This is a genomic window from Klebsiella sp. KP20-425-1 (assembly GCF_025813515.1).
Taxonomy (GTDB): Bacteria; Pseudomonadota; Gammaproteobacteria; order Enterobacterales; family Enterobacteriaceae; genus Klebsiella; species Klebsiella pneumoniae.
Genome location: NZ_CP109614.1, coordinates 4,818,095 through 4,842,580, shown reverse-complemented (window position 1 = coordinate 4,842,580; position 24,486 = coordinate 4,818,095). Strand labels below are relative to the sequence as shown.

At 59.5% G+C, this 24,486-nt stretch carries 22 protein-coding genes; 9 read left to right on the top strand and 13 right to left on the bottom strand.

Going from position 1 to position 24,486, the window contains the following annotated elements; all coding sequences use genetic code 11:
• The first annotated feature begins 20 nt into the window (after positions 1–20).
• Positions 21–569: a fimbrial protein gene (locus OHJ17_RS23650; protein WP_004151734.1), complete on the top strand. Its 549-nt coding sequence runs from the start codon at positions 21–23 to the stop codon at positions 567–569.
• Between the two features lie 19 nt (positions 570–588).
• Positions 589–1,686, top strand: a complete 1,098-nt coding sequence (locus OHJ17_RS23645) for a type 1 fimbrial protein (protein ID WP_002885139.1) — start codon at positions 589–591, stop codon at positions 1,684–1,686.
• Positions 1,687–1,732: 46 nt separating this feature from the next.
• Here OHJ17_RS23645 and actP read toward each other — a convergent pair whose 3' ends face one another.
• The 3 genes from actP to acs all read right to left on the bottom strand — a co-directional run bounded on the left by actP (position 1,733) and on the right by acs (position 5,838).
• Positions 1,733–3,385: a cation/acetate symporter ActP gene (gene actP / locus OHJ17_RS23640; RefSeq protein WP_024623073.1), complete on the bottom strand. Its 1,653-nt coding sequence runs from the start codon at positions 3,383–3,385 to the stop codon at positions 1,733–1,735.
• Positions 3,385–3,696 carry a DUF485 domain-containing protein gene (locus OHJ17_RS23635; protein ID WP_004177812.1) on the bottom strand — a complete coding sequence of 104 codons (312 nt, stop codon included), beginning with the start codon at positions 3,694–3,696 and terminating at the stop codon, positions 3,385–3,387. The genes actP and OHJ17_RS23635 overlap by 1 nt, the downstream gene beginning before the upstream one ends.
• 183 nt (positions 3,697–3,879) lie before the next feature.
• Positions 3,880–5,838, bottom strand: a complete 1,959-nt coding sequence (gene acs / locus OHJ17_RS23630; RefSeq protein ID WP_002885145.1) for an acetate--CoA ligase — start codon at positions 5,836–5,838, stop codon at positions 3,880–3,882.
• 100 nt (positions 5,839–5,938) lie between these two features.
• Between acs and OHJ17_RS23625 the strand changes: the two genes are divergently transcribed.
• Positions 5,939–6,139, top strand: coding sequence for a hypothetical protein (locus OHJ17_RS23625; protein WP_004226113.1), 201 nt, complete (start codon positions 5,939–5,941; stop codon positions 6,137–6,139).
• 111 nt (positions 6,140–6,250) lie between these two features.
• Positions 6,251–7,564, top strand: a complete 1,314-nt coding sequence (gene gltP / locus OHJ17_RS23620; protein ID WP_004146659.1) for a glutamate/aspartate:proton symporter GltP — start codon at positions 6,251–6,253, stop codon at positions 7,562–7,564.
• 36 nt (positions 7,565–7,600) lie between these two features.
• Here the strand turns inward: gltP and OHJ17_RS23615 are convergent, their stop codons facing one another.
• Together OHJ17_RS23615 and OHJ17_RS23610 are read right to left on the bottom strand one after the other, a co-directional pair.
• The gene (locus OHJ17_RS23615; protein WP_004151733.1) at positions 7,601–8,287 is read right to left on the bottom strand and encodes a tetratricopeptide repeat protein; all 687 of its coding nucleotides are present in this window, start codon (positions 8,285–8,287) and stop codon (positions 7,601–7,603) included.
• A gap of 461 nt (positions 8,288–8,748) precedes the next feature.
• Positions 8,749–10,896, bottom strand: coding sequence for a formate dehydrogenase H subunit alpha, selenocysteine-containing (locus tag OHJ17_RS23610; protein WP_012737173.1), 2,148 nt, complete (start codon positions 10,894–10,896; stop codon positions 8,749–8,751).
• 272 nt (positions 10,897–11,168) lie between these two features.
• Between OHJ17_RS23610 and OHJ17_RS23605 the strand changes: the two genes are divergently transcribed.
• The 3 genes from OHJ17_RS23605 (at position 11,169) to OHJ17_RS23595 (ending at position 13,664) form a co-directional block, all read left to right on the top strand.
• Positions 11,169–11,897, top strand: coding sequence for a response regulator transcription factor (locus OHJ17_RS23605; protein WP_032413197.1), 729 nt, complete (start codon positions 11,169–11,171; stop codon positions 11,895–11,897).
• 85 nt (positions 11,898–11,982) lie between these two features.
• Positions 11,983–12,741: a type IV toxin-antitoxin system AbiEi family antitoxin gene (locus tag OHJ17_RS23600; protein ID WP_004177809.1), complete on the top strand. Its 759-nt coding sequence runs from the start codon at positions 11,983–11,985 to the stop codon at positions 12,739–12,741.
• A 47-nt stretch (positions 12,742–12,788) separates the two neighbouring features.
• The gene (locus tag OHJ17_RS23595) at positions 12,789–13,664 is read left to right on the top strand and encodes a nucleotidyl transferase AbiEii/AbiGii toxin family protein (RefSeq protein WP_015959269.1); all 876 of its coding nucleotides are present in this window, start codon (positions 12,789–12,791) and stop codon (positions 13,662–13,664) included.
• Positions 13,665–13,788: 124 nt separating this feature from the next.
• On the opposite strand, the gene OHJ17_RS23590 is transcribed toward OHJ17_RS23595, so the two are convergent.
• From OHJ17_RS23590 to OHJ17_RS23575, 4 genes are all read right to left on the bottom strand, one after another.
• A complete protein-coding gene (locus OHJ17_RS23590; RefSeq protein WP_015959270.1) occupies positions 13,789–14,796 on the bottom strand; it encodes a carbohydrate kinase family protein in 1,008 nt (335 codons plus the stop codon).
• A gap of 74 nt (positions 14,797–14,870) precedes the next feature.
• The gene (locus tag OHJ17_RS23585; RefSeq protein WP_002885156.1) at positions 14,871–15,812 is read right to left on the bottom strand and encodes an ABC transporter substrate-binding protein; all 942 of its coding nucleotides are present in this window, start codon (positions 15,810–15,812) and stop codon (positions 14,871–14,873) included.
• Between the two features lie 30 nt (positions 15,813–15,842).
• Entirely contained in the window at positions 15,843–16,841 is a 999-nt protein-coding gene (locus tag OHJ17_RS23580) for an ABC transporter permease subunit (RefSeq protein WP_002885172.1), read from the bottom strand.
• Positions 16,838–18,358, bottom strand: a complete 1,521-nt coding sequence (locus OHJ17_RS23575; RefSeq protein WP_002885173.1) for a sugar ABC transporter ATP-binding protein — start codon at positions 18,356–18,358, stop codon at positions 16,838–16,840. Before OHJ17_RS23575 ends, OHJ17_RS23580 begins: the two co-directional genes overlap by 4 nt.
• A 179-nt stretch (positions 18,359–18,537) precedes the next feature.
• Here OHJ17_RS23575 and OHJ17_RS23570 point away from each other — a divergent pair, with 179 nt between their 5' ends.
• Entirely contained in the window at positions 18,538–20,823 is a 2,286-nt protein-coding gene (locus tag OHJ17_RS23570) for an ATP-binding protein (RefSeq protein WP_250950031.1), read from the top strand.
• A 70-nt stretch (positions 20,824–20,893) separates the two neighbouring features.
• Positions 20,894–21,247, top strand: coding sequence for a DDRRRQL repeat protein YjdP (gene yjdP, locus OHJ17_RS23565; RefSeq protein WP_004151729.1), 354 nt, complete (start codon positions 20,894–20,896; stop codon positions 21,245–21,247).
• A gap of 21 nt (positions 21,248–21,268) precedes the next feature.
• Here yjdP and phnP read toward each other — a convergent pair whose 3' ends face one another.
• Genes phnP through phnL form a run of 4 tightly spaced genes read right to left on the bottom strand, consistent with a single transcriptional unit; the run spans position 21,269 to position 24,419 of the window.
• Positions 21,269–22,027 (bottom strand): phosphonate metabolism protein PhnP, encoded by a 759-nt coding sequence (phnP, locus tag OHJ17_RS23560; protein WP_032433768.1) that lies wholly within the window; start codon positions 22,025–22,027, stop codon positions 21,269–21,271.
• 15 nt (positions 22,028–22,042) lie between these two features.
• Positions 22,043–22,606 carry a ribose 1,5-bisphosphokinase gene (gene phnN, locus OHJ17_RS23555; protein ID WP_015959271.1) on the bottom strand — a complete coding sequence of 188 codons (564 nt, stop codon included), beginning with the start codon at positions 22,604–22,606 and terminating at the stop codon, positions 22,043–22,045.
• Positions 22,606–23,742 (bottom strand): alpha-D-ribose 1-methylphosphonate 5-triphosphate diphosphatase, encoded by a 1,137-nt coding sequence (gene phnM, locus OHJ17_RS23550; RefSeq protein WP_021314563.1) that lies wholly within the window; start codon positions 23,740–23,742, stop codon positions 22,606–22,608. Before phnM ends, phnN begins: the two co-directional genes overlap by 1 nt.
• The gene (gene phnL, locus OHJ17_RS23545; protein ID WP_004221959.1) at positions 23,739–24,419 is read right to left on the bottom strand and encodes a phosphonate C-P lyase system protein PhnL; all 681 of its coding nucleotides are present in this window, start codon (positions 24,417–24,419) and stop codon (positions 23,739–23,741) included. Before phnL ends, phnM begins: the two co-directional genes overlap by 4 nt.
• Positions 24,420–24,486 lie beyond the last annotated feature (67 nt).

Here is a 24,486-nt window from a genome sequence, read left to right as displayed (position 1 = left end):
AACATGGAAGAGGGGCTGATATGAATATGCGAGACGGCAGCACAAGGGGCCTCCTGGTGGCCATTTTGCTGCTCTCCCTTCCGGCGCTGGCTTATGAGGGCAGCAGCACGGTCAATTTTAACGTCACGGGCACCATCGAAGCGCCTTCCTGTGAGGTGGCCGTGGAGCCGTCGAACAGTATCGATTTAGGCACCGTCTCCTCGCAGACGTTCTCCGGACATGCCGGGGCGAGCGGCGCCAGCGTGCCGGTTAAGCTGGTCTTTTCCAGCTGTTCCGCCGATGCGTCGGCGGTGACCATCGCGTTTAGCGGCACCAGCTTCGATAGCACCCACGCTTCAATCTATAAAAACTTCCAGACTGGCAGCAACGGTGCCAGCGGCGTCGGTTTGCAGCTGCAGAGCATGGCCGACCAGCAGCCCCTTGGCCCCGGCGACCAGTATCTCTATACCTTTGGGGATGATGCGGATATCCATACCTTTAATATGGTGGCACGTATGTTTTCGCCTTATGGCCAGGTAAGGTCCGGGATGGTCGGGTTTACCGCCACGTTCGATGTGGCCTACAAATAACGTTTCGACAGGGATGGGTATGAAAAAACTGATCTTATTGCTCATATTGGCACTGTGTCCCGTCTATAGCTGGGCGGCCTGCACGGGAACCAACTATGGCGATGTCTCGATGACCAACCTGCCGGAAAAGATCCTGGTCAATGCCGGGAGCTATACCGCAGGGACGGTACTGTATGACTCGGGGAAGATTACGCGCTCGCAAACGGAATTGCTTAACTGTGAGGGGAGCACCTACGCGGTTTTTGCCTGGTCCTCGAACAATGCCGGGGCACTGATAGGGGATAATATCTATGCCACCTCGGTGCAGGGGATCGGTATCCGCGTCAAGGTGTGGCTCAATATCAGCGGTGAATATGGCGATGACACCGATGATTTCAGCCCCGACTCGCAGGTGCATTATATCGGGGATGTGAATTATTACCTCGGAAAGCCGACAGGTCTTTTCGACTCTTTCGCGTCGACTCATTATACCCCAGCGTATCAGCTGCAGCTGGTGGCCACCGGCGGCGCCATCGCCAGCAAGAGTCAATTATCGTTCAGCGACCCGGTGGCCACGGTATCGGCCAAGGATAAAAAGGGGACCATCGCTATTTCACAACTGCACATCAGCGGCACCACCAGCATCCAGCTAATCCCGATGGGGTGTATTGTCGGTAGCAATAATCTCAGTTTTTCCATGGGCAGCATCAATGCCAGTGAGTTTAATACCGCGACGAAGGTGGGTAGCGCGCGGCAGTCTCTGAGCCTCTCCTGCGAGCCGGGAACTAACGTTTCGATGCGTGTAGCGGCTGCTTCTGCAAGCGGGGATAACCCTGACAATACGGTGATGGCCCTCACGGCGGAACAGAATGCCGCCACTGGCGTGGGAGTGCAGTTAAATTTGAATGGCAAAGCACTGCCGTTAAATACCGATATCAGCCTCTATACTTCGAGCCGCGCGACGGTGACCAACAGCGGCGCGGATGCCAGCTACAGCTATTTCACCAATCCCGACAGCCCCGGAGGCGCAGCGGCCATGCAGACGCTCGCTTTATCCACTAACTATTACAGGACGGGGAGCGCGGTGACCGCGGGGACAGCCAACGCCACCGGGGTGATCACCTTTACTTATAACTGAGGGGAGAATCCCTTCCCCGAACGATGCCGGGGAAGGGAGAGGACGATTAATGCGCCTGGCCGCGTTCGATACCGATCCCGGTTTGTGAACGGATAAACTGGGCGCGGAACTGCTCGCGCTCGCGCATCCCTTCCGGTGAGTTATCGGTGGCGGAGAAGACCCAGATGCCAATGAACGCGATGGCAATGGAGAACAGCGCCGGATATTCATACGGGAACAGCGCTTTCTCATGGCCGAGGATCTGCACCCAAATGGTGGGGCCGAGGATCATCAGAATGACCGCAGTCAGCAGGCCCAGCCAGCCGCCGACCATCGCGCCGCGGGTGGTCAGCTTCGACCAGTACATCGACAGCAGAATAATCGGGAAGTTACAGCTGGCGGCGATGGAGAAGGCCAGGCCGACCATGAAAGCAATATTCTGATTTTCAAACAGAATACCCAGCAGAATGGCCACCACCCCAAGGATCAGCACGGTGATCTTGGAGACCTTCAGCTCCTGACGCTCGGTCGCGCCCTTGCGGAAGACGTTGGCGTACAGGTCGTGCGACACCGCTGACGCGCCGGCGAGGGTCAGGCCCGCCACCACCGCCAGGATAGTGGCGAAGGCTACCGCAGAGATAAACCCGAGGAACAGGTTGCCGCCAACCGCATCCGCCAGGTGCACCGCCGCCATGTTATTGCCGCCGATAAGCTGTCCGGCCGCGTCTTTAAACGCTGGGTTCGCGCCGACCAGCATGATGGCGCCGAAGCCGATGATAAAGGTCAGGATATAGAAATAGCCCATAAAACCGGTGGCGTAGAAGACGCTTTTACGCGCTTCTTTGGCGTCGCTCACGGTAAAGAAGCGCATCAGAATATGCGGCAGGCCAGCGGTACCGAACATCAGACCCAGACCCAGAGAGAGCGCGGATATCGGATCTTTCACCAGTCCGCCGGGACTCATAATCGCCGCCCCTTTCGGGTGGACCGCCATCGCCTCGGTAAACAGGTTATTGAAGCTGAAGCCGACGTGCTTCATGACCATAAAGGCCATAAAGCTGGCGCCGCACAGCAGCAGAACCGCTTTAATAATCTGCACCCAGGTAGTCGCCAGCATGCCGCCGAACAGGACATAGAGCACCATCAGCACGCCAACCAGCACTACGGCGACATGGTAATTAAGGCCGAACAGCAGCTGGATTAGCTTGCCGGCGCCCACCATCTGGGCAATCAGATACAGGGCCACCACCACCAGCGAACCGCAGGCGGAGAGGGTGCGGATCGGCCCCTGCTTCAGGCGGTAAGAGGCGACATCGGCAAAAGTATAGCGGCCAAGATTGCGCAGACGTTCAGCAATTAGAAACAGGATAATCGGCCAGCCGACGAGAAAGCCCAGCGAGTAGATCAGCCCATCGTAGCCGGAGGTATACACCAGCGCGGAGATACCGAGGAACGACGCCGCTGACATAAAGTCGCCGGCAATCGCCAGCCCGTTCTGGAAGCCGGTAATATTGCCGCCGGCGGTGTAGTAATCGCTGCGCGAACGCACCCGTTTTGAGGCCCAGTAGGTGATGTACAGCGTTAGGGCGACGAAAATCAGGAACATGACAATCGCCTGCCAGTTGGTCGGCTGGCGCTGTACCGCGCCGGTAATAGCGTCTGCGGCGTGAGCGCCGAGGGGCAGCAGCGTGGCGGCGAGCGCCGTCAGGACTCTCTTGATCATGCTTTTACCTCGTTGAGAACGCTTTTGGTCAAACGGTCGAATTCACCGTTAGCTCGCCAGACATAAATACCGGTCAGGATAAACGAAATGACGATCACGCCAATGCCGAGCGGGATCCCGCGGGTGACGCTGGTTCCGGCGTGCAGCGGGGTGCCGAGCCAGCCGGGTGCAAAGGCGATAAGCAAAATAAAGCCCACATAGATCACTAACATAATCACTGACAGAATGGCGGCAAACCGTTGCCGTGATGCAACTAACTCCCTGAAATGCGCACTATTTTCTATCCGCTGACAAAGTTGTTCATTCATCTTAGCGTCTCCAGAGGTCTCCCTTTCGTCATCCACTCGGCGGACGCTGGCGACAGCAACCCCTCCGGCGACGGAGCCGGGACAGGTTTTGCTGACGGCGTTCCTGCGAGTGAAATCCTGGGGGAGGGACTTATTTTTATCCTCTCCCCGGAAGGGGAGAGGGTGTAGGGAATCGGTCCTTACTTACGATGGCATGGTAATGGCCTGCTTCTCTTCGAGCAGTTTTTCCACGACGCCAGGATCGGCGAGGGTCGAGGTATCGCCGAGGTTGCTGGTGTCGCCTGCGGCAATCTTACGCAGAATACGGCGCATGATTTTGCCCGAGCGGGTTTTCGGCAGCGAATCGGTCCAGTGCAGCACATCCGGCGTCGCCAGCGGGCCGATCTCTTTGCGCACCCAGTTACGCACTTCGGCATACAGCTCCGGCGTTGGTTCTTCGCCGTGATTGAGCGTCACGTAGGCATAGATGGCCTGGCCTTTGATGTTATGCGGGATCCCCACCACCGCCGCTTCGGCGATTTTTGGGTGCGACACCAGCGCCGATTCGATCTCGGCGGTCCCCAGACGGTGTCCGGAGACGTTCAGGACGTCATCCACCCGGCCGGTGATCCAGTAATAGCCATCTTCATCACGACGCGCGCCGTCGCCGCTAAAGTACATATTTTTGAAGGTGGAGAAGTAGGTTTGCTCAAAGCGCTCATGGTCGCCGAACAGGGTACGCGCCTGGCCGGGCCAGGAGTCGGCGATGGCGAGGTTGCCCTCGGTGGCGCCATCCAGCGGCAGGCCTTCGTTATCCACCAGCACCGGCTGGACGCCGAAGAACGGACGCGTCGCGGAGCCGGCCTTCAGCTCAATCGCGCCCGGCAGCGGAGTGATCATAAAGCCGCCGGTTTCGGTCTGCCACCAGGTGTCCATCACCGGGCACTTCTCGTTACCGATCTTCTTCCAGTACCACTCCCAGGCTTCCGGGTTAATCGGTTCGCCGACCGAGCCAAGAATGCGCAGCGAGGAGCGGTCTGTGCCTTCGATAGCTTTGTCGCCTTCCGCCATCAGGGCGCGAATAGCCGTCGGGGCGGTATAGAGAATGCTGACCTTATGCTTATCGACGACCTGGCACATGCGCGCCGGCGTAGGCCAGTTCGGCACCCCTTCGAACATCAGGGTGGTGGCGCCGCAGGCCAGTGGGCCGTACAGCAGATAGCTATGGCCGGTGACCCAGCCCACGTCGGCGGTGCACCAATAAATATCGCCCGGATGGTAGTCGAAAACGTATTTAAAGGTGGTGGCCGCATAGACCAGATAGCCGCCGGTGGTGTGCAGCACCCCTTTCGGTTTACCGGTGGAGCCGGAGGTATAGAGGATGAACAGCGGATCTTCGGCGTTCATTTCGACGGGCCGGTGTTCGGCGCTGGCGTTCGCAATCAGGTCGCTCCACCACAGATCGCGGCCTTCCTGCCAGTCGATATTGCCGCCGGTGCGTTTCAGGACCACCACGTGCTCAATGCTTTTCACGTTCGGGTTTTTCAGCGCGTCATCGACGTTTTTCTTCAGCGGGATGGCGCGACCGGCGCGCAGCCCTTCGTCAGCGGTGATCACCAGGCGTGAGCTGGAGTCGATAATGCGTCCGGCCACCGCCTCCGGCGAGAAGCCGCCGAAAATGACCGAGTGGATTGCCCCGATGCGGGCGCAGGCCAGCATCGCCACCGCGGCTTCCGGCACCATCGGCATATAGATAGCGACCACGTCGCCTTTTTTAATCCCGAGGTCGAGCAGCACATTGGCGAAACGGCACACGTCGGCATGCAGTTCACGGTAGGTGATGTGCTTGCTTTGGCTGGCGTCGTCGCCTTCCCAGATGATGGCGGTTTGATCGCCGCGTTCGGCGAGGTGGCGGTCGAGACAGTTAGCGGCGAGGTTCAGGGTGCCATCTTCATACCATTTGATGGAAATATTACCCGGTGCGAAGGAGGTGTTCTTTACACGGGTATAGGGCCGCATCCAGTCAAGGATCTTGCCCTGCTCGCCCCAAAATGTATCAGGGTCGGTTATGGATTGTTGGTACTGCGCCTTGTACTGATCCGGGTTAATCAGGCAACGTTCCGCAATATTAGCGGGAATAGGGTGTTTGTGAATTTGGCTCATGGCTTTTTTTCTCCTTTGAACTTGTTAAATATATGTCAAACAAACGTTAAGAGTAGGGGTTTTGACAGCTTTGTTTGTTAATTGGGGGGCAGATCACGCAATGATTAAACTGGGTGAAATTTCATCAAATGAAACTTTGAAGCGAAATAATTACGCAAATGAATTTATAGAAACGGAAGCTGTGAAAATTTTTTTATTACAAATACTTATGCAATATAACTGGGGGAAATTCGCTGCTTTATGCATAAAAGCAGAGGAAAGCCCTGTTCTTAAAGGCTTGCGCAGCATGCCGTGCAAATGATACTGATATTGCGCGTTAAATAACCCCACAAAGCAACGCAACACAATTCATACCCCCTGCAGTGGGTACCATGACGAAAAGGAATGGTGCCTTTCATTGAGGAAGTCAGTAGTGAAGAAAACAAAAAAAGTCAGTCTGGCCTGGCAAATTTTGCTAGCCCTGGTGCTGGGTATCCTTCTGGGCAGTTATCTGCATTACCACGCTGAAAGTCGCGATTGGTTAATTAGCAATTTGCTGACGCCGGCGGGCGATATCTTTATCCATCTGATTAAAATGATCGTGGTCCCGATTGTCATTTCGACCCTGGTGGTCGGGATTGCCGGCGTGGGTGACGCCAAACAGTTAGGGCGGATCGGTGCCAAAACCATTATCTATTTCGAAGTGATCACCACGGTGGCGATTGTGCTGGGTATCACCCTGGCCAACGTCTTCCAGCCGGGGACGGGCATTGATATGTCGCAGCTGGCGGCAGTTGATATTTCGAAATATCAGAACACCACCGCCGAAGTGCAGAGCCATGCGCACGGCCTGATGGGCACCATCCTGTCGCTGGTGCCGACCAATATCGTGGCATCGATGGCGAAAGGCGATATGCTGCCGATTATCTTCTTCTCGGTGCTGTTTGGCCTGGGGCTCTCCTCGCTGCCGGCGACCCACCGTGAGCCGCTGGTGACGGTCTTCCGCTCTATCTCCGAGACCATGTTTAAAGTCACCCATATGGTGATGCGCTATGCGCCGGTCGGGGTATTCGCCCTGATTTCGGTAACCGTCGCCACCTTCGGTTTCGCCTCGCTGTGGCCGCTGGCCAAGCTAGTGTTGCTGGTTTACTTTGCGATCCTGTTCTTCGCGCTGGTGGTGCTGGGGATTGTCGCGCGCCTGTGTGGTCTGAGCATCTGGATCCTGATCCGCATCCTGAAAGATGAGCTGATTCTGGCTTATTCTACCGCCAGTTCGGAGAGCGTACTGCCGCGCATTATTGAGAAGATGGAAGCCTACGGCGCGCCGGCGTCGATCACCAGCTTTGTGGTGCCGACCGGTTACTCCTTCAACCTCGATGGTTCAACGCTGTATCAGAGCATCGCGGCGATCTTTATCGCCCAGCTGTACGGTATTGACCTCTCTATCTGGCAGGAGATTACCCTGGTGCTGACCCTGATGGTGACCTCGAAAGGGATCGCCGGCGTGCCGGGCGTCTCCTTCGTGGTGCTGCTGGCCACCCTGGGTAGCGTCGGGATCCCGCTGGAAGGGCTTGCCTTTATTGCCGGCGTCGACCGTATCCTCGATATGGCGCGTACCGCGCTGAACGTGGTGGGTAATGCGCTGGCGGTGCTGGTTATCGCCAAGTGGGAGCATAAGTTCGATCGCAAAAAAGCGCTGGCCTATGAACGCGAAGTGCTGGGCAAGTTTGATAAAACCGCCCAATAAAACACAAAGCCCGGCGCGATAGCGCCGGGCTTTTTCTTATCCTTTACTGATCCGGTCAAACTCTTCGCAGCCGGTATCAAACCCCTCCAGGCAACTGACGTTGAGCCAGTGCAGCGCCTTCTGCTTATTCGGTTCGATAAAGCCTTTCTCTCCCTGCTGGAACATCATCCCGGCCCAGTATTCGGCATAGCCGGTGCGGGAAAGTGATGAACTGCCTTTGAAGTATTCACTTGCTTTCACATCATCCTCCGGGCCGTGTACGCCGCTGGCGTAGATCAGCCCCAGCAGCATCTGGGCATCTACCGCCGCATCGCTTTCGCTATCCCGGGCAGCATCCTGCAGCAGCGTGATGGCGTGCGCTACGTCGGTGGCGCCAGCCTGACGGTTGACCAGCACCCGCGCGAGGACGATCTCTCCGGATTTACTGCCGGCCTCGACGGCTTTTTCCGCCAGCTGGCGGGCCTGCGGATAGTCCGCCTGTTGGGGGTTACGGATTTTGAGCTGCGCCAGCAGCGCCAGCGCATCGCCATCGCCCTGGGCGGCCGCCTTCTGCGCCCAGTATTCGGCTTTTTGATAATCGCCGGAGCTGACCCAGGTATCGGCAAGGTAATATTGCGCGCGTCGATCGCCGGCTTCGGCCTGCTGTTGATACTGACTGCCAGGTTCGGTGGCCACCGCTGCGCCGCTGGTGAAAACCAGTAGAAATAAAAAGAGGTATTTCATTTGTATTTATTATCAGTAAGGAACATAGCGCGCAGTATAAAGGGAGGCGAAAAAGAAGAAAATGGCGGGTATCGGTAGGTAGGGCCGATTTGCGTTACCTGACCGTAGGCCCGCGCAAGCGTAGCGGCGCCGGGCGACAGACTGTGGACACGGAGCCGTTTATGTGCCGGGTGGCGGCTGCACCTGACCCGGCCTACGGATGGAGATGCGCCTGCCAACCGTAGGCCCGCGCAAGCGCAGCGCCGCCGGGCGACAGACTGCGGACACGGAGCCGTTTATGTGCCGGGTGGCGGCTGCGCCTGACCCGGCCTACGGATGGAGATGCTCCTGCCAGCCGTAGGCCCGCGCAAGCGCAGCGCCGCCGGGCGGCAGACTGCGGACACGGAGCCGTTTATGTGCCGGGTGGCGGCTGCACCTGACCCGGCCTACGCATCGCGCGAGCCGGGTCAGACCGCCGAACCTTAACCCATCGCGCTTTCGCGCAGGCGGGATTTCAGCTTGTTGTACTCGTCGATCACGTACTGTTCCGCGGCGCGCTGATCGGCAATCCGCTCAACGTTGACCGCGCAGTACTTGTACTCCGGCGTTTTGGTTATCGGACTCAGGTTCTCTGAGACCAGTTCGTTACAGGCGCCGATCCACCACTGGTAGGTCATGTACACCGCGCCTTTATTCGGCCGATCGCTGACCTGCGCGCGGGTGATGATGCGCCCCTTACGCGAATTGACCCATACCAGCTCTTCATCTTCGATGCCTAGCCGTTCGGCGTCGGCGGTGTTGATTTGCGCATAGCCTGGTTCATCCGCCAGCGCCGCCAGCGCCGCGCAGTTACCGGTCATTGAACGGCACGAGTAATGGCCGACCTCGCGCACCGTCGACAATACCATCGGGTACTCATCGGTAAGCTTATCGATCGGCGCGACCCAGTCGCAGGTGAAGAACTGCGCCAGTCCGTTCGGGGTATCGAACTTCTCTTTAAACAGATACGACGTTCCCTGATCGGCGTCGGACTCATCGCGGCACGGCCACATGACATAGCCGAGCTCACCCATTTTCTCGTAGGTGGCGCCGTAGAAGTCCGGGCACAGATGCCGCAACTCGTCCCAGATCTCCTGGGTGTTGTTGTAATGCATCGGATAGCCCATCCGGGTGGCGATTTCGCTGATGATCTGCCAGTCGGTTTTCAGGTCCCACTTCGGCTCCACCGCTTTAAAGAAGCGCTGGAAGCCGCGGTCCGCTGCGGTATACACGCCTTCGTGCTCGCCCCACGAGGTGGACGGCAGGATGACGTCAGCCGCGGAGGCGGTTTTGGTCATGAAAATGTCCTGGACGATAACCAGTTCCAGATCGTCGAACGCTTTGCGGACCGCCGAGAGTTCGGCGTCGGTCTGCAGCGGATCCTCACCCATAATGTACGCCGCCCGCACTTCACCGTGCGCCGCGCGGTGCGGCAATTCGCTGATGCGATAGCCGGTATGCGCAGGCAGGCTTTCCACGCCCCAGGCTTTGGCGAATTTTTCGCGGTTCTCCGGGAACTTGACGTACTGATAGCCCGGATAGGTATCCGGTAGCGCACCCATATCGCAGGCGCCCTGAACGTTGTTCTGGCCGCGTACCGGGTTGACGCCGACGCTCGGCTTGCCGAGGTTGCCGGTGAGGATCGCGAGGCTGGTCAGCGACCGCACCGTCTCCACGCCCTGGTAGAACTGGGTGACGCCCATGCCCCACAGGATGGCGGCGGATTTGGCGCTGGCATACATCCGGGCGCAGGCGCGGATCTCCTGGGCGCTGACCCCGGTGATCTCCTCCACCGACTCCGGCGTATAGCCTTCAACGATTTTGCGATACTCCTCGAAGCCTTCGGAACGGCTGGCGACGAAGGATTTATCGTACAGATCCTCTTCAATAATCACGTGGCCAATGGCGTTGAGCAGCGCGATGTTCGAGCCGTTCTTCAGCGCAATGTGCATATCGGCGATGCGCGCGGTTTCAATTTTGCGCGGGTCGCAGACGATAATTTTCGCCCCGTTGCGTTTAGCGTTAATGACGTGATTCGCCACGATAGGGTGGGAATCCGCCGGGTTGTAACCGAAGATAAACACCAGATCGGTGTTATCAATCTCCGTGATGGCATTACTCATGGCGCCGTTACCGACCGACTGGTGCAGACCTGCAACCGAAGGGCCGTGTCAGACGCGAGCGCAACAGTCGACGTTATTGGTACCAATAACGGCGCGCGCGAATTTTTGCATCACATAGTTGGTTTCATTACCGGTGCCGCGGGAGGAGCCGGTGGTTTGGATCGCATCCGGGCCATATTTGGCTTTAATGGCGCTGAGGCGGGTGGCGACGTAATCCAGCGCCTCGTCCCAGGAGACGGCTTCCAGCTTGCCGCCGCGTTGACGGCGGATCATGGGGGTTTTCAGGCGCGGCGTTAGGATCTGGGTATCGTTAATGAAGTCCCAGCCATAATAGCCCTTCAGGCACAGGGTTCCCTGGTTGGTTTTCCCCTGCGCCGCTTCAGCCCGAACGATTTTGCCGTTATCGACCACCAGGTTGATTTTGCAACCTGATGCGCAATACGGGCAAACCGTGACGACTTTTTTCATCGGTCTTGCTCCAGTTATTCAATGGGCGCGTTTGCGCTATCGCGCCGTCACTATGCATCTTCTATGCCATATTTTCATTGTGGGTATTCCTTGATGATACGCGGGTTTTTTGGGCGGAATGCTGACGAAAAACAGCCTGTCGACAGATTTGACGTGTCGATACCCTGGAGATGTGACGGCGCTTGAAAAAATGTCACCGGGAGAGGAATTTGTCGGCGCAGGCTTGCAGAATCGATCAGACTGACACTAATTCCCGGCGGGCAGAGGCAAAAATGAAACCAGTCATTTTAGTGGTGGATGATGACAGGGCGATGGGCGAGCTGCTTAGCGATGTGCTCGGCGCGCACGCGTTTGAAGTGCTTGTCAACCAGACCGGCAACGACGCGCTGACGACGGTGGCGCAGCGGGCGGATATCGCGCTGGTCTTACTGGATATGATCCTGCCGGATACCCATGGCCTGCAGGTGCTCCAGCAGCTGCAGCGCACGCGGCCTGAGCTGCCGGTGGTGATGCTCTCCGGTCTGGGCAGTGAGTCTGATGTGGTGGTGGGTCTGGAGATGGGCGCCGATGATTACATCGCCAAACCGTTCAGCTCGCGGGTGGTGGTCGCCCGGGTGAAAGCGGTACTGCGACGCAGCGGGGCGCTGGCCGGCGAGGCGTCGGGCGCCGGTGCTGGCCTGACGTTTAACGGCTGGCGGCTGGATACCACGCGCTGTGAACTGTATAACCCGCAGCAGCAGGCGATCCCGCTGACCCAGGGAGAATATGGCCTGCTGCTGGCGCTGGCGCAGAACGCGCGCCGGGTATTGAATCGCGAACAGCTGCTGGCGCTGACTCATAATGAAAGCACCGAGGTATTCGACCGGACCATCGATGTGCTGATCATGCGCCTGCGGCGCAAAATTGAGCTCAACCCGCATCAGCCGACGTTGATTAAAACCCTGCGCGGTCTGGGCTATGTCTTTTCCGCCGACGTGACCCACAGCGAGAAGGCGGCGTAGGGCGGGTTTGCTGCCAACCCGCTGTTGACTTTATTTGGCGCAGGGAGTTTACTTTTTTTATTAAAGTGACACTCTGGGTTAATCTATGGCAACAAAATTAAACTGGCTGCTGCAAAACAGCGCTCCCGGAGATGTGATCCTTCAGTCCTGGTTAAGCCAGCATGCCATCTCTCCCTCTCTGGCCTTTAAATACGCGCAAAGTGGCTGGTTAAAAAAAAGAGGCAACGGCGTATATGCGCGTGCGGGACGTGAGCCGGAGTGGAACGATGCATTAGCATGTTTGCAAAATCAGCTTGCCGCTCCGGTGTATGTTGCGGGGCTCAGTAGCTTAGTCTGGCAGGGCCGTTCACACTATCTACAGCTAAAACAAAACCAGTGCTGGCTTAGTGTGGAAAATAAAGCGCTGCTGCCGAAATGGTTCAGGGAATTCCCGGGTGTGGAGTGGATAGTCATATCGGGGAAAAAACTGCCGGTGCTGGATGATAGATACCGTGTAACGCTTGATATAAAAGGGAAAAAACTCATCGGCAGTGCGCCAGAACTGGCTGCTTACGAGTTGCTGAGCGCGGTGCCGGGGACCCTCTCATTTAACCACGCTGCAGAGCTTTTCCAGGGGCTGGTTAATCTTAATCCTCGTAAAGTAGAGTATCTTCTTTCCGTCAGCCAGTCCGTGCAGGCCAAGCGTTTGTATCTCTTCTTCGCCAGTTTTTACGAGCATGGCTGGCTCAAACGAATCGATAGCCAAAAAATCGATCTGGGAGCGGGCAAGCGGCAAATCGTGGAAAATGGAAAGTTCAATGCTCAATACCAAATCACAGTGCCTGAACGCTTTCAAAAGGAATAAAAAATATGGATATACAGGCGCCTTATTATCGGTAGGTTGCTCTGCTAATGCAGGTTTTACCCTATGTTGCTGTCGAACGGGAATTTGCGCTGAAAGGTGGCACTGCCATCAATCTCTTTATCCGCGATTTCCCTCGATTATCGGTGGATATCGACCTCGCCTGGGTGCCCCTGGAAAGCAGAGCCATCGCTTTACCTCATATACGGGATGCGCTTGCACGTATTGCCGCCAATCTGCAACAACAGGCAGGTATGAGCGCTGTATTACAAGCTAATCGTTCAGATGAGATGCGTGTCATTGTTACTACCGATAGCGCGCAAATAAAGATAGAGGTTTCACCGGTCGCCCGGGGAACATTATATCCACCACAGGAGCGAGAAGTGGTGGGGGCGGTAGAGGACGTTTTTGGCTATGCCAGCCTTCCAGTGGTTTCGTTGCCTGACCTCTACGGTGGAAAATTATGCGCGGCGCTGGATCGCCAGCATCCCAGAGATTTTTATGACGTGAAATTACTTCTTGATGCGCAGGAGCTTGACCGTCCCATTTTCAATGGGTTTATCGTGTATTTACTGAGCCATAATCGGCCTCTGGCTGAAGTGCTGAATCCTCGCTGGAAAGATATTGCTGAACCTTTTTACCGTGAATTCAGCGGGATGACATTTGAGACGATAGCCCTGGAGGAACTGACAGCAGTCCCCAACAGGATGATTGCTGCGTTAAAATCCTGTATCACACAACAGGATGTCGATTTTTTACTGTCATTTAAACGAGGCGAACCAGACTGGCGTTTAGCGCCGGAAATGCGTATTCAGGATTTGCCTGCCGTGCAGTGGAAATTGCGCAATATTCATCAGATGCCAGCGATAAAACGCGCTGAGTCATTAGATAAACTGGAAAAGGTGCTGGCCGAGTGGCGCAGTTAGTTACCTGGCCCGCCCTTGTTGAACTCAGCGTAAAACAGGCGTGATTTGAATAAACCGTATCCCTTTTCTCGCCATGACACGCCGTTCTCCTGTGGCATCGCCCTGATAGCGGGATCTACTCGATCTAACCATTCTGCAATTGTATAAACGCCTGCAGCTCAGGGAGCGTTTTGGCGCCGTCGATCGCATTGGCGGCCTGCAGGCTGGCGCGGGCGCAAGCGTGAGCCAGCTGCAGACTGGCGGTTAACGGCCAGCGTTCGTGACTGCCATACAGCAGACCGGCGCAGAAGGCGTCCCCCGCGCCGACGCTGCCGATAATCTCCTCCGGCGGTAGCCGCCATGACGGTACCCAGCGCCCGGCTTCGGTACGGGAGACGCCCCATGCCCCCTCCGGACAATGGATCACTACCCGCTGGCGTACGCCGGCGTCAAGCAATGCGCTGGCGGCGCGGGCGATATTGGCGACGTGCGGCTCGCCGTTGGGTAGACGAATCTCCAGCCCGCTAAACTCGCTGGCTTCCAGTTCATTGATGGTCAGGTAGTCAAGATGCTTCAGCGCCGGCAGGACCAGCGGCCGGTAGCGCGGGTCGCCCTTGCGCGACACCAGATCGAGGGACACCTCATAGCCTCGCTCGCGCATCTGCGCCAGCAGTCGCGCGCTGCGGGTGCCGTACACTTCATCGGGGCGATCGAGGCTTTCGAGCAGCAGCAGATAGCCGAGATGGAAAATTTTCAGCGGCGCATCCAGCGGCTCAAAAGCCGGGAGATCAAGCAGGCGGTTGGCGCCGGGAGAGTGAAAGAAAGTGCGCTGGCCTTCGGCGTCGGTCATCACCTGGGTCATCGAGGTGGGGGCGGAGCTGGTGCGCTGTACGAGCTGGCGATTGATATGGTACTGATCGAGCATGGCGGTGATGTAGTCGCCATCGTTATCCTCGCCAATCAGGCCGACCGCCTGCAGCGGCAGCCCGGCGTGCATTTTGGCCAGGGTCAGCAGGACATTCAGCGGCGCGCCGCCGGTGGCGCGTTCGCTATGGACAATTTCCACCAGCCAGCCGCGCTCCGGCCACTGCCTGATCTGGTGGACATGATCGACCAGCATGTTGCCTGCGGCAATAATGCCTTTCCGTTCCATGATCGCTACTCCGCGCCGTCATATTCGTTAAGCGTAGCGCACAATCGGCGGAACGATTGTGCGCCTGGTTGCGCTTATTTCACGGTCCAGCCTTTGTAAGAGCTGACGTTATTTTTGTCGATCATCGTCACCGGGATCAGTACCGGCGCGGTCGGCGCAGGTTTGCCCTGCAGGATGTCGTAGCCAATCTCCACCGCCTTCGCCGCCATCACCTGTGGGTCCTGCGCTGGGGTGGCGACGAACAGCGAGTTCTTACGCTTCAGCGCCTCTTCGCCGTCCGGGCTGCCGTCGACGCCGACGATGAAGAACTCGCTGCGCTGCGCCTGTTTCGCTGCCAGATCGGCACCAATCGCCGTCGGATCGTTGATCGCGAACACGCCGTCAATCTTCGGATTGGCCGCCAGCAGGGAGGTCATCACCTCCAGGCCGCCTTCCCGGCTGCCTTTGGCGTTCTGGTTGGCGGAGAGGATTTTAATGTCCGGGTGTTTTTTGAACTCCGTTTCGCAGCCTTCGACGCGGTTTTGTACGGCGGAGACCGGCGGCCCGTTGATGATCACCACGTTGCCTTTGTTGTTCAGGCGGTCGCTAATGTATTTACAGGCCAGCTCGCCCGCCTGGGTGTTATCGGAGGTGATGGTGGCGTCGGCCCCTTCGGCGGCGACGTCAACCGCCACCACCACGATCCCGGCCTCTTTGGCCCGCTTCACCGCCGGGCCAATGCCTTTCGAATCGGCGGCGTTGAGGATGATCATATCGACTTTGGCGGCGATAAAGTTATCGATCTGCGCCACCTGCTGGCCCAGATCGTAGCCGCTGGAGACCAGCGTCACTTTGACGTTATCCCCCGCCAGCTTGCGGGCCTCCAGCTCCGCCCCTTTGGTGATCTGTACAAAGAACGGGTTGGCAAGGTCGCCCACCGTCACGCCAATCGCTTTCAGCTCTTTGGCCGACGCAAAAGGGGAGGCGGCCAGCAGCGCGCCAGCACACAGCGCGGTGACTATCGGTTTTAAACGCATTCGCTTTTCCTCGCAGGTAAGATGTTGTTGTTATGCACTTTGATGATGCCGGGTACGGTATTTGTCGATCAGCACCGCAATGATGATCACCGCCCCTTTGATCACCAGTTGCCAGAAGTAGGAGACCCCCATCAGGGTCATGCCGTTATTGAGGGTGGCGATAATTAGCGCCCCCACCAGCGTACCGGTGATGGTGCCGATACCGCCGACGAAGCTGGTGCCGCCGAGAATGACCGCGGCGATGGCGTCCAGCTCGTAGCCGACGCCGAGGTTGCCGTTGGCGCTGTACAGCCGCGAAGCGCTCATCACCCCGCCAAGGCCGGAGAGCAGGCCGCTCATGCCATAGACAAACAGCAGCACCAGCCAGACTTTGATGCCGGTCAGCCGCGCCGCCTGCATGTTGCCGCCCACCGCGTAGATATGCACCCCAAGGGTGGTGCGGCGCAGGATAAACCAGCACACCGCGATCACCGCCAGGGCGATGACTACCAGCCAGGGCACTGGGCCGAGGTAGTCATTGCCGATCCACTCGAAGCTGATATCGGAGTTGATCACCGTGGTGCCGTCGGCCAGCAGATAGGCGGCGCCGCGCAGCGCCGTGTAGGTGCCGAGGGTGACGATAAACGGCGGTAGCCCGGCGAAGGCGACCAGCGCGCCGTTGAACAGGCCGAGCAGCAGGCCGAGCATCAGCGCCGCCGGAATCGACAGCAACGCAAACGCCGGGATCAGCGACACCACCATCGCGGCCACTGCGGTGGTGCCAAGGATGGAGCCGACGGAAAGGTCAATGCCGCCGGTGAGGATGATGAAGGTCATTCCCGCCGCCAGCACAATGTTGATCGAGGCCTGGCGGGTGATATTCAGCAGATTGCTTTCCGTGAAAAAGTTGGGGGCGATAAAGCCGAAAACGGCGACGATCAGGATGAGGATCGGCAGAATGCCGACGGTCTGCATCAGGTCGCCCATCAACATTTTTTTCGCCGAAGCGGATTTCGCGACCGGCGCGGAGGTCTCTTTCGGTATGCTCATAGTTGCCCTGCCTTAAGGTGAGAATCGGTCACGCCGGTGGCCAGCGTCATGATACTTTCCTGGCTAATATCACCGGCCTGTAGCTCGCCGGCGATAACGCCCTCGCGCATCACATAGACCCGGTCGCTCATGCCCACCACTTCGGGCAGCTCGCTGGAGATCATCAGAATGGCGACGCCCTGGCGCGCCATGTCGTTCATGATGCGGTAAATTTCGCTTTTCGCGCCGACGTCGACGCCGCGGGTGGGTTCATCGAGGATTAGAATGCGCGGGCCAATCGCCACCCAGCGCGAAATTAACAGCTTCTGCTGGTTGCCGCCGGACAGTCCGCCGGCGCGCACCTGGGCGTGCGGCACGCGGATGTTAAGCAACTGGATGGCGTCATCGGAGATGGTTTGCGCCTTCCGGCGGTTGAGCATCCCCCAGGTCGCGTCGCGCTCCAGCGTCGCCATGGTGATGTTTTCCTGGGCTGCCAGTTCGAGAAACAACCCCTGTTCTTTGCGGTTTTCGGTCAGAAAGCCGATCCCGAGGTCGATGGCTTCCCGCGGCGAGTGGATCACCACCGGCTCGCCGTCGATCTCAATCACCCCGGCGGTGGCTTTGCGCACCCCGAAGATCAGCTGCGCCAGTTCGGAACGCCCGGCGCCGACCAGCCCGGCGAGGCCGACGATTTCGCCGGCATGCACCACCAGGCTGCTGGGCTTAATCTTGCCGCCATCGGTCAGATCCTCGACCCGCAGGCGCGGCTGGCCGCGGGGAATGTCACGTTCTTTATTGAACAGATCGCTGAGCGGGCGGCCGACCATCATGCGCACCAGCTCCGGCGCGTTGAGCTTGTCGCGCACCAGGCTGCCGACATACTGCCCATCGCGCAGGACGCTGACCCGGTCGGAGAGCTCATACACTTCCGCCATGCGGTGGCTGATATAGATGATCGCCATCCCCTCATCGCGCAGGCGCAGGATGAGCTCGAACAGGCGCTGGGTTTCCCGCGAGGAGAGGGCGGCGGTGGGTTCATCCATCACCAGAATGCGGCTTTGACGGTGCAGGGCGCGGGCGATCTCCACCTGCTGTTGTTCGGCGATGGTCAGGGTCATCACCCGGTCGCTGGCTTTGAACTGGGCGCCGAGACGGTCGATCACCGCCTGCGCCTGGCTGAGCATGGCTTTGCGCTGCACCAGACCACCGCGCGCCAGCTCGCTGCCGAGGAAAATGTTTTCCGCGACGGTCAGGTTCGGCGCCAGCTGCATCTCCTGGTAGATCAATGTGATCCCGGCGGCCAGCGCGTCCTTGGGGCCGCGGATGGTTTGCGGTTTTCCGTCGATCAGGATCTCGCCGCTGGTGGCGGTATAGGCGCCGGCGAGGATCTTCATCAGCGTGCTTTTTCCGGCGCCGTTCTCCCCCATCAGGGCATGGATCTCGCCGGGCCAGACCGTCAGGTCGACGCCCTTCAGCGCGTAGAATTTGCCAAAAGCTTTGGCGATATGGCGCATTTCCAGTACCGGGGTGGCGGTCATCGCGGCGCTCCTGTCTGTAAGAACAATAGCTGCAGTCCACCACCGGAAAATAAATGCAGAATGTCAGAATCCATTCATATTTGTCATAGTGATAAATAGTTAACCGCGATCACAGTTACGCGGCGTCATTTTCTGCACCGTCACGCTTATCTGCCGACCGATCCTTCACCGGAGTTGTTATGACCGCTCGCCGACACCCGTTTTTCACCAGCGCCCGTGGCCGCCTGCTCTCCTTTAATCTGCTGATGGGCGTGGTCACCCTGTTGGTCAGCGGCGTGGCGGTGTTCGGCTTTCACCACGCCAGCCAGCTGCAGGAGCAGGTGCAGCGCCAGACTCTCAACGACATGCGCGGCAGTATGGATCTGGCGCGGGACACGGCGAATGTCGCCACGGCGGCGGTGCGCCTGTCGCAGGTGGTGGGGGCGCTGGAGTACAAAAGCGAAGCGGAACGGCTGCTGGCGACGCAGCAGGCGCTGAAGCACTCGCTGGCCCAGCTGGCGGCGGCCCCGCTGGCGCAGCAGGAGCAGGCGCGGGTGGCCAATATTATTCGCCGCAGCAACGCGCTGCAGCAGAGCGTGGCGGAGATGCTGGAGCGCGGCCAGCGCCGCCATCTGCAGCGCAATGCGCTGCTGAGTTCGCTTTACCAGAATCAGAGTAACCTGCGCCATCTCGCCGATCTTAACGATCGCGGCGGGGATAAGGCGATCGATCCGCGCCAGCTGGCCGAGATGGACCGGCTGATCGTGGCTGCGATCCATACCGTCACGCCGCGGTCGATCGTCCTGCAACTCGACCAGCTGAGCGGCGCCCTGCCGACACGCAGCGCCGATCCCGCGCTGGCGTTTGTCCTCCCTGATGTGACCCGCGAGCTGGCGACGCTGGCCCCGCTGTCGGCCCAGCTGGAGGAGAGCGACCTGACGATCAGCTGGTACATGTATCACATCAAAGCGCTGGTCGCGTTGCTTAACGAAGATATCAATCAGTACGTGACCCGGGTGGCGGAAGCCTCAGAGCAGCGGGCGGCGCAGAGCCATCGGGAGCTGCGCTCCATCAGTATGTTTATTCTGCTTTCCGCGCTGCTGGCGCTGGCGATCACCGGCTGCGCCGGGTGGTACATCTACCGTAATCTCGGCTCGAACCTGACCGCCATCTCGCGGGCGATGTCGCGGCTGGCTCAGGGAGAGCCGAACGTCTCGGTGCCGGCCCTGCAGCGGCGCGACGAGCTGGGGGAGCTGGCGCGGGCCTTTAACGTTTTCGCCCGCAATATGGCGTCGCTGGAGCACACCACCCGGCTGCTGAAAGAGAAGACCAACCAGATGGAGATCGATCGGATTAAGCGCCAGGAGCTGGAGGAGGCGCTGCTGCATAGTCAGAAGATGAAGGCCGTCGGCCAGCTGACCGGAGGTCTGGCGCATGACTTTAACAACCTGCTGGCGGTGATTATCGGCAGCCTTGAGCTGGTGGAGCCGGATGCGCGCGATGCGCCGCGCCTCTCCAGGGCGCTGAAGGCGGCGGAGCGTGGGGCGCTTCTGACCCAGCGGCTGCTGGCCTTTTCACGCAAGCAGGCGCTGCATCCCCAGGCGGCGGCGATGGCGCCGCTACTGGAGAACCTCAGCGAGCTGATGCGTCACTCCCTGCCGGCGACCTTAAGCCTGGAGATTGAGGCGCAGTCGCCGGCGTGGCCGGCATGGATAGACGTTGGCCAGCTGGAAAACGCCTTGATCAATCTGGTGATGAACGCCCGCGACGCCATGGCGGGGCGCGGCGGGGTCATCAAAATACGCACCTGGAATCAGCGGGTCATCCGCAGCAGCGGCCAGCGGCAGGATATGGTGGCCCTGGAGGTGATCGATCATGGCAGCGGGATGTCGCAGGCGGTGAAAGCCCGGGTGTTTGAACCTTTCTTCACCACCAAAGCCACCGGCAGCGGCAGCGGCCTGGGGCTGTCGATGGTGTATGGCTTTGTGCGCCAGTCTGGCGGCCGGGTGGCGCTGGAGAGCGCGCCGGGGCAGGGGACGACGGTGCGGCTGCAGCTGCCGCGAGCGTTGACCGAGGTTGAGAAGGAGGTGGCGCCAGCGGTGGACGAGCCGCCCCCGGCGGGCGAGCGGCTGGCGCTGGTGCTGGAAGATGAAGAGGATGTCCGCCAGACGCTATGTGAACAGCTGCATCAGCTGGGCTGGCTGACGCTGGAAACCGCCAGCGGTGAAGAGGCGCTGCAGCTGCTGGAGGCCTCGCCGGATATTGCCCTGCTGATTAGCGATCTGATGCTGCCCGGGGCCCTGAGCGGCGCCGATGTGATCCATACCGCCCGACGCCGCTTTCCGGCGCTGCCGGTGCTACTGATCAGCGGCCAGGATTTGCGTCCGGCGCAGAACCCGGCCCTGCCGGAGGTTGAGTGGCTGCGTAAGCCGTTTACCCGCGCCCAGCTGGCGCAGGCGCTGAGCGCGGCGTACGCGAGGATTTGAGATTCCTCCGCTACCCGGGTTTCATGCGGATGATTAAGGTAGCGGCAGGACTCTGATGAGATTGGCCCCGATGAAACGTTACGCAACCGCACTGCTCTTTTGCACTCTGTCGCTGACCAGCCTGGCCGCTCGCGCCGATATTATCGATGACGCGATCGGCAATATTCAGCAAGCCATTAACGACGCTTATAACCCGGGCAGCAGTCGCTCCGATGACGACGACAGATACGATGACGATGGCCGGTATGATGACGGGCGCTATCAGGGGAGCCGTCAGCAGAGCCGTGACAGTCAGCGCCAGTATGACGAGCGGCAACGCCAGCTGGACGAGCGCCGCCGCCAGCTGGATGAACGCCAGCGTCAGCTCGACCGCGATCGTCGTCAGTTAGAAAGCGACCAGCGTCGGCTGGATGATAGCTACTGATTGCCCCCCGCAGGCCAGCGCTTAATCCAGCGCTATTTCCATCCCGTCATAGCCCGCTTCGAAACCTGTCGGCAGCGGGTTATCCATCATCCAGACGTCAAACTGGTGGCTGATATGGGTGAGGATCACCCGCGGACAGCCAATGACCTGGTTAAGGCTGCGGACGGTGTTTAGATCGTTATGGTTACGCGGGGTCTGCGCGCGCGGCTCATGACTGCAGTCGATGATCATCGCCTGCGGGCGGTTATTGAGCAAAAACTTCAGCGACTTGTCCGGCAGCCCGGCGGTATCCGAGAGCCAGGCCAGCCGGCTGTGGGCCGACTCCAGCAGATAACCAAAGGTCAGCTTCGAGTGATTAAGGGGTAGGGGCGTCACCCGCAGCCCCTGCAGGTTAAACATCACAAACGGCGTGACGGTATGGCTAAAGTCAAGCAGACCGGGGTGTTTGAGCAGATCGTCGCAGCCGGCGTCATCCGGCGGGCCATAGACCGGAATCGACGCGCCGACTCCCCAGCGCAGCGGAAACAGCCCCTGCACATGATCCAGATGGTAGTGGGTCAGCAGCACCTGTTGAAAGCTGCCGGCGGGATGATGCTCCATCAGATCCGGTCGTCCGGCATCAAGCAGCGTCACGGCGCTGTTGAACGTGACCACTCCGCTACAGGGGCGGCGTCGGTGGCTCTCCTCGCGGCGGGCGCGGCGGCAGGCCGCGCAGTCGCAGCCGAAGACCGGCACCAGCTGAGCGCCGCCGGTGCCGGTTAAGCAGAGGGTCAGGCTCATCGTGTCACCTTTTGTTTATACCAGTTGATCCGCTTCGCGCGCCGCGTGGCTGCGCAGCAGGCGGAAAAATTCATCGACCGATTGTCGGAGACTGCCGTCGTTATTCAATGTCAGGCAGTTGTCCGGCTTATAGCGCGCGGCGCGGTCCAGACGCTGGGCGATTTCCAGCGCATTTTCCCGGCCGCGCTGCTCCAGCCGCTGGCGCAGCACCGGCGGCGAGACGGCGAGACAGATCGGCACCAGCACCTCGCCGTAGCGTTCCCGGGCCAGCGCCAGATGGGCGCGGGAGCCGTTGGCCACCACGTCAAAGCCGGCGTGCAGCCAGAGGTCGATCTCCACGCCAATGCCATAGTAAGTATTGTTGGCGTGCCAGCTGAGAGCAAAAAGATGCTGCTCGGCGCGGGTAAAAAACTCATGTTCGCTGAGGGCGATATGATTCTCGCTGCCCGCGTTAAACGGGCGGGTTATGTAACGATGGGCCACCAGCAGCTGCGGGTGCTCGCGCTGGCGCAGCGCCGCCAGCAGGCTATCTTTACCGGAGCCGGAGGGGCCCACCAGCCAAATCAGTTTTCCTGGCATTAAAAGACCCTCTTTCCCTGGCGCCAGACATGGTCGATCTGGATATGTTCGCCGCGACGGTGCGCCAGCACCAGGTCGGCGCGTTTCCCCTCGGCGATGACGCCGCGATCGTCAAGGCCCAGCGCCTGCGCCGGATGCTGACTGACCAGACGGATCGCCTGTGGCAGGGTGAAGGCATTGTCCTCGGCGTCGGCGATGCGGAAAGCGGCATCCAGCAGGCTGGCGGGGTAATAGTCAGATGAGAGGATGTCCAGCAAACCGTGGCTCGCCAGCTGGTGGGCGGCGACGTTGCCGGAGTGGGAACCGCCGCGCACGATATTCGGCGCCCCCATCAGGACGTGCATCCCGTGCTGACGTGAAGCCTGCGCCGCGGCCAGCGTGGTGGGAAACTCGGCGATCACGCTCCCTAGCTGGTGAGATTCGGCCACATGCGCTTCGGTGGCGTCGTCGTGGCTGGCGAGGGCGATACGGCGGGCGCGGCACATGGCGGCGATGGTCTGGCGATTGGGCTGCGACCAGGTGGCGGCCAGAGCCATCTGCTCGGCTTCAAAACGGTCCATTTCGTCATGCGTCAGATGATATTTGCCCTGATAATAATCGCGGTACTTGCTGCGATCGGCGTACTGACGCTGGCCCGGCGAGTGGTCCATCAGAGAGACCATGCTCACCGACTCGCGATCGATCAGCTTTTCAAACAGCGGCAGCGTGGTGTGATGCGGCAGCTCGCAGCGCAGGTGCAGGCGGTGTTCGGCGCGGTTGAGACCGCGCTTTTGCGTCTCCTCCACGGCATTGACCATCTTCTCCAGATTCTCAAGACGATCGCCGCCATCGCGCACGTCGCCAATCGCCACGGCGTCCAGCACGGTGGTGATGCCGCTGGCGACCATCATGGCGTCATGGCTGCTCATCGCCGAGTGGGCCGGCCAGTCTACCTTCGGCCGCGGGGTAAAGAACTTGTCGAGGTTATCGGTATGCAGCTCGATAAGGCCCGGCAGCAGCCAGCCGTCCTCCCCATCCAGCGCCTGCGGCAGCCGGCTCTGGCTTTCGGCGAAGGCGAGGATGCGACCGTCCTGGACTTCCAGCGAACCGTGGACCACCTCGTCGTCGAGAACCAGTTTTACGTTATTGATAATCATGCTGTCATTCCCATAGAGTGCAGTCGGTCGGCGACCTGACGGCGTACCCCTTCGTCATGGAAAATCCCCACGATGGCCGCGCCGCGCGCTTTGGCATCGTGGATCAGGTTGACCACGGCAGCACTGTTTTTGTCATCCAGTGAGGCGGTGGGTTCATCAAGGAGCAGAATCGGATAGTCGACCGCAAAACCGCGGGCGATGTTGACCCGCTGCTGCTCGCCGCCGGAAAAGGTGGACGGCGCAAGGTGCCACAGGCGTTCCGGAACGTTGAGGCGGGTCAGGAGCTGGGCGGCTTTCGCGGCGCTCGCTTCGCGCGGCGTCCCAAGATCGAGCAGCGGCTGCATCACCACCTCCAGCGCCGAAATGCGCGGGATCACCCGCAGAAACTGGCTGACCCAGCCGATGGTGGTTTTGCGCACTTCCAGCACCTTGCGTGGGGTGGCGGTGACCAGGTCCACCCATTCGTCGCCGTGGCGGATATGGATATGGCCGCTGTCCGGCAGATAATTGGCGTACAGCGAACGCAGCAGGGTCGATTTGCCGCTGCCGGAGTGACCGTGGAGCACCACGCACTCCCCGGCGTTAACGGTCAGCGAGGCGTCGGCCAGCACCGGCAGACGCACGCCGTGCTGCTGGTGCAAAACAAAGGTTTTATGGACGTTTTCAACGCGGATCATGTTAGCTCTCACGAGGTTGAGTTGCCGGGTGGCGCTTCGCTTACCCGGCCTACGAATAACGCACCTG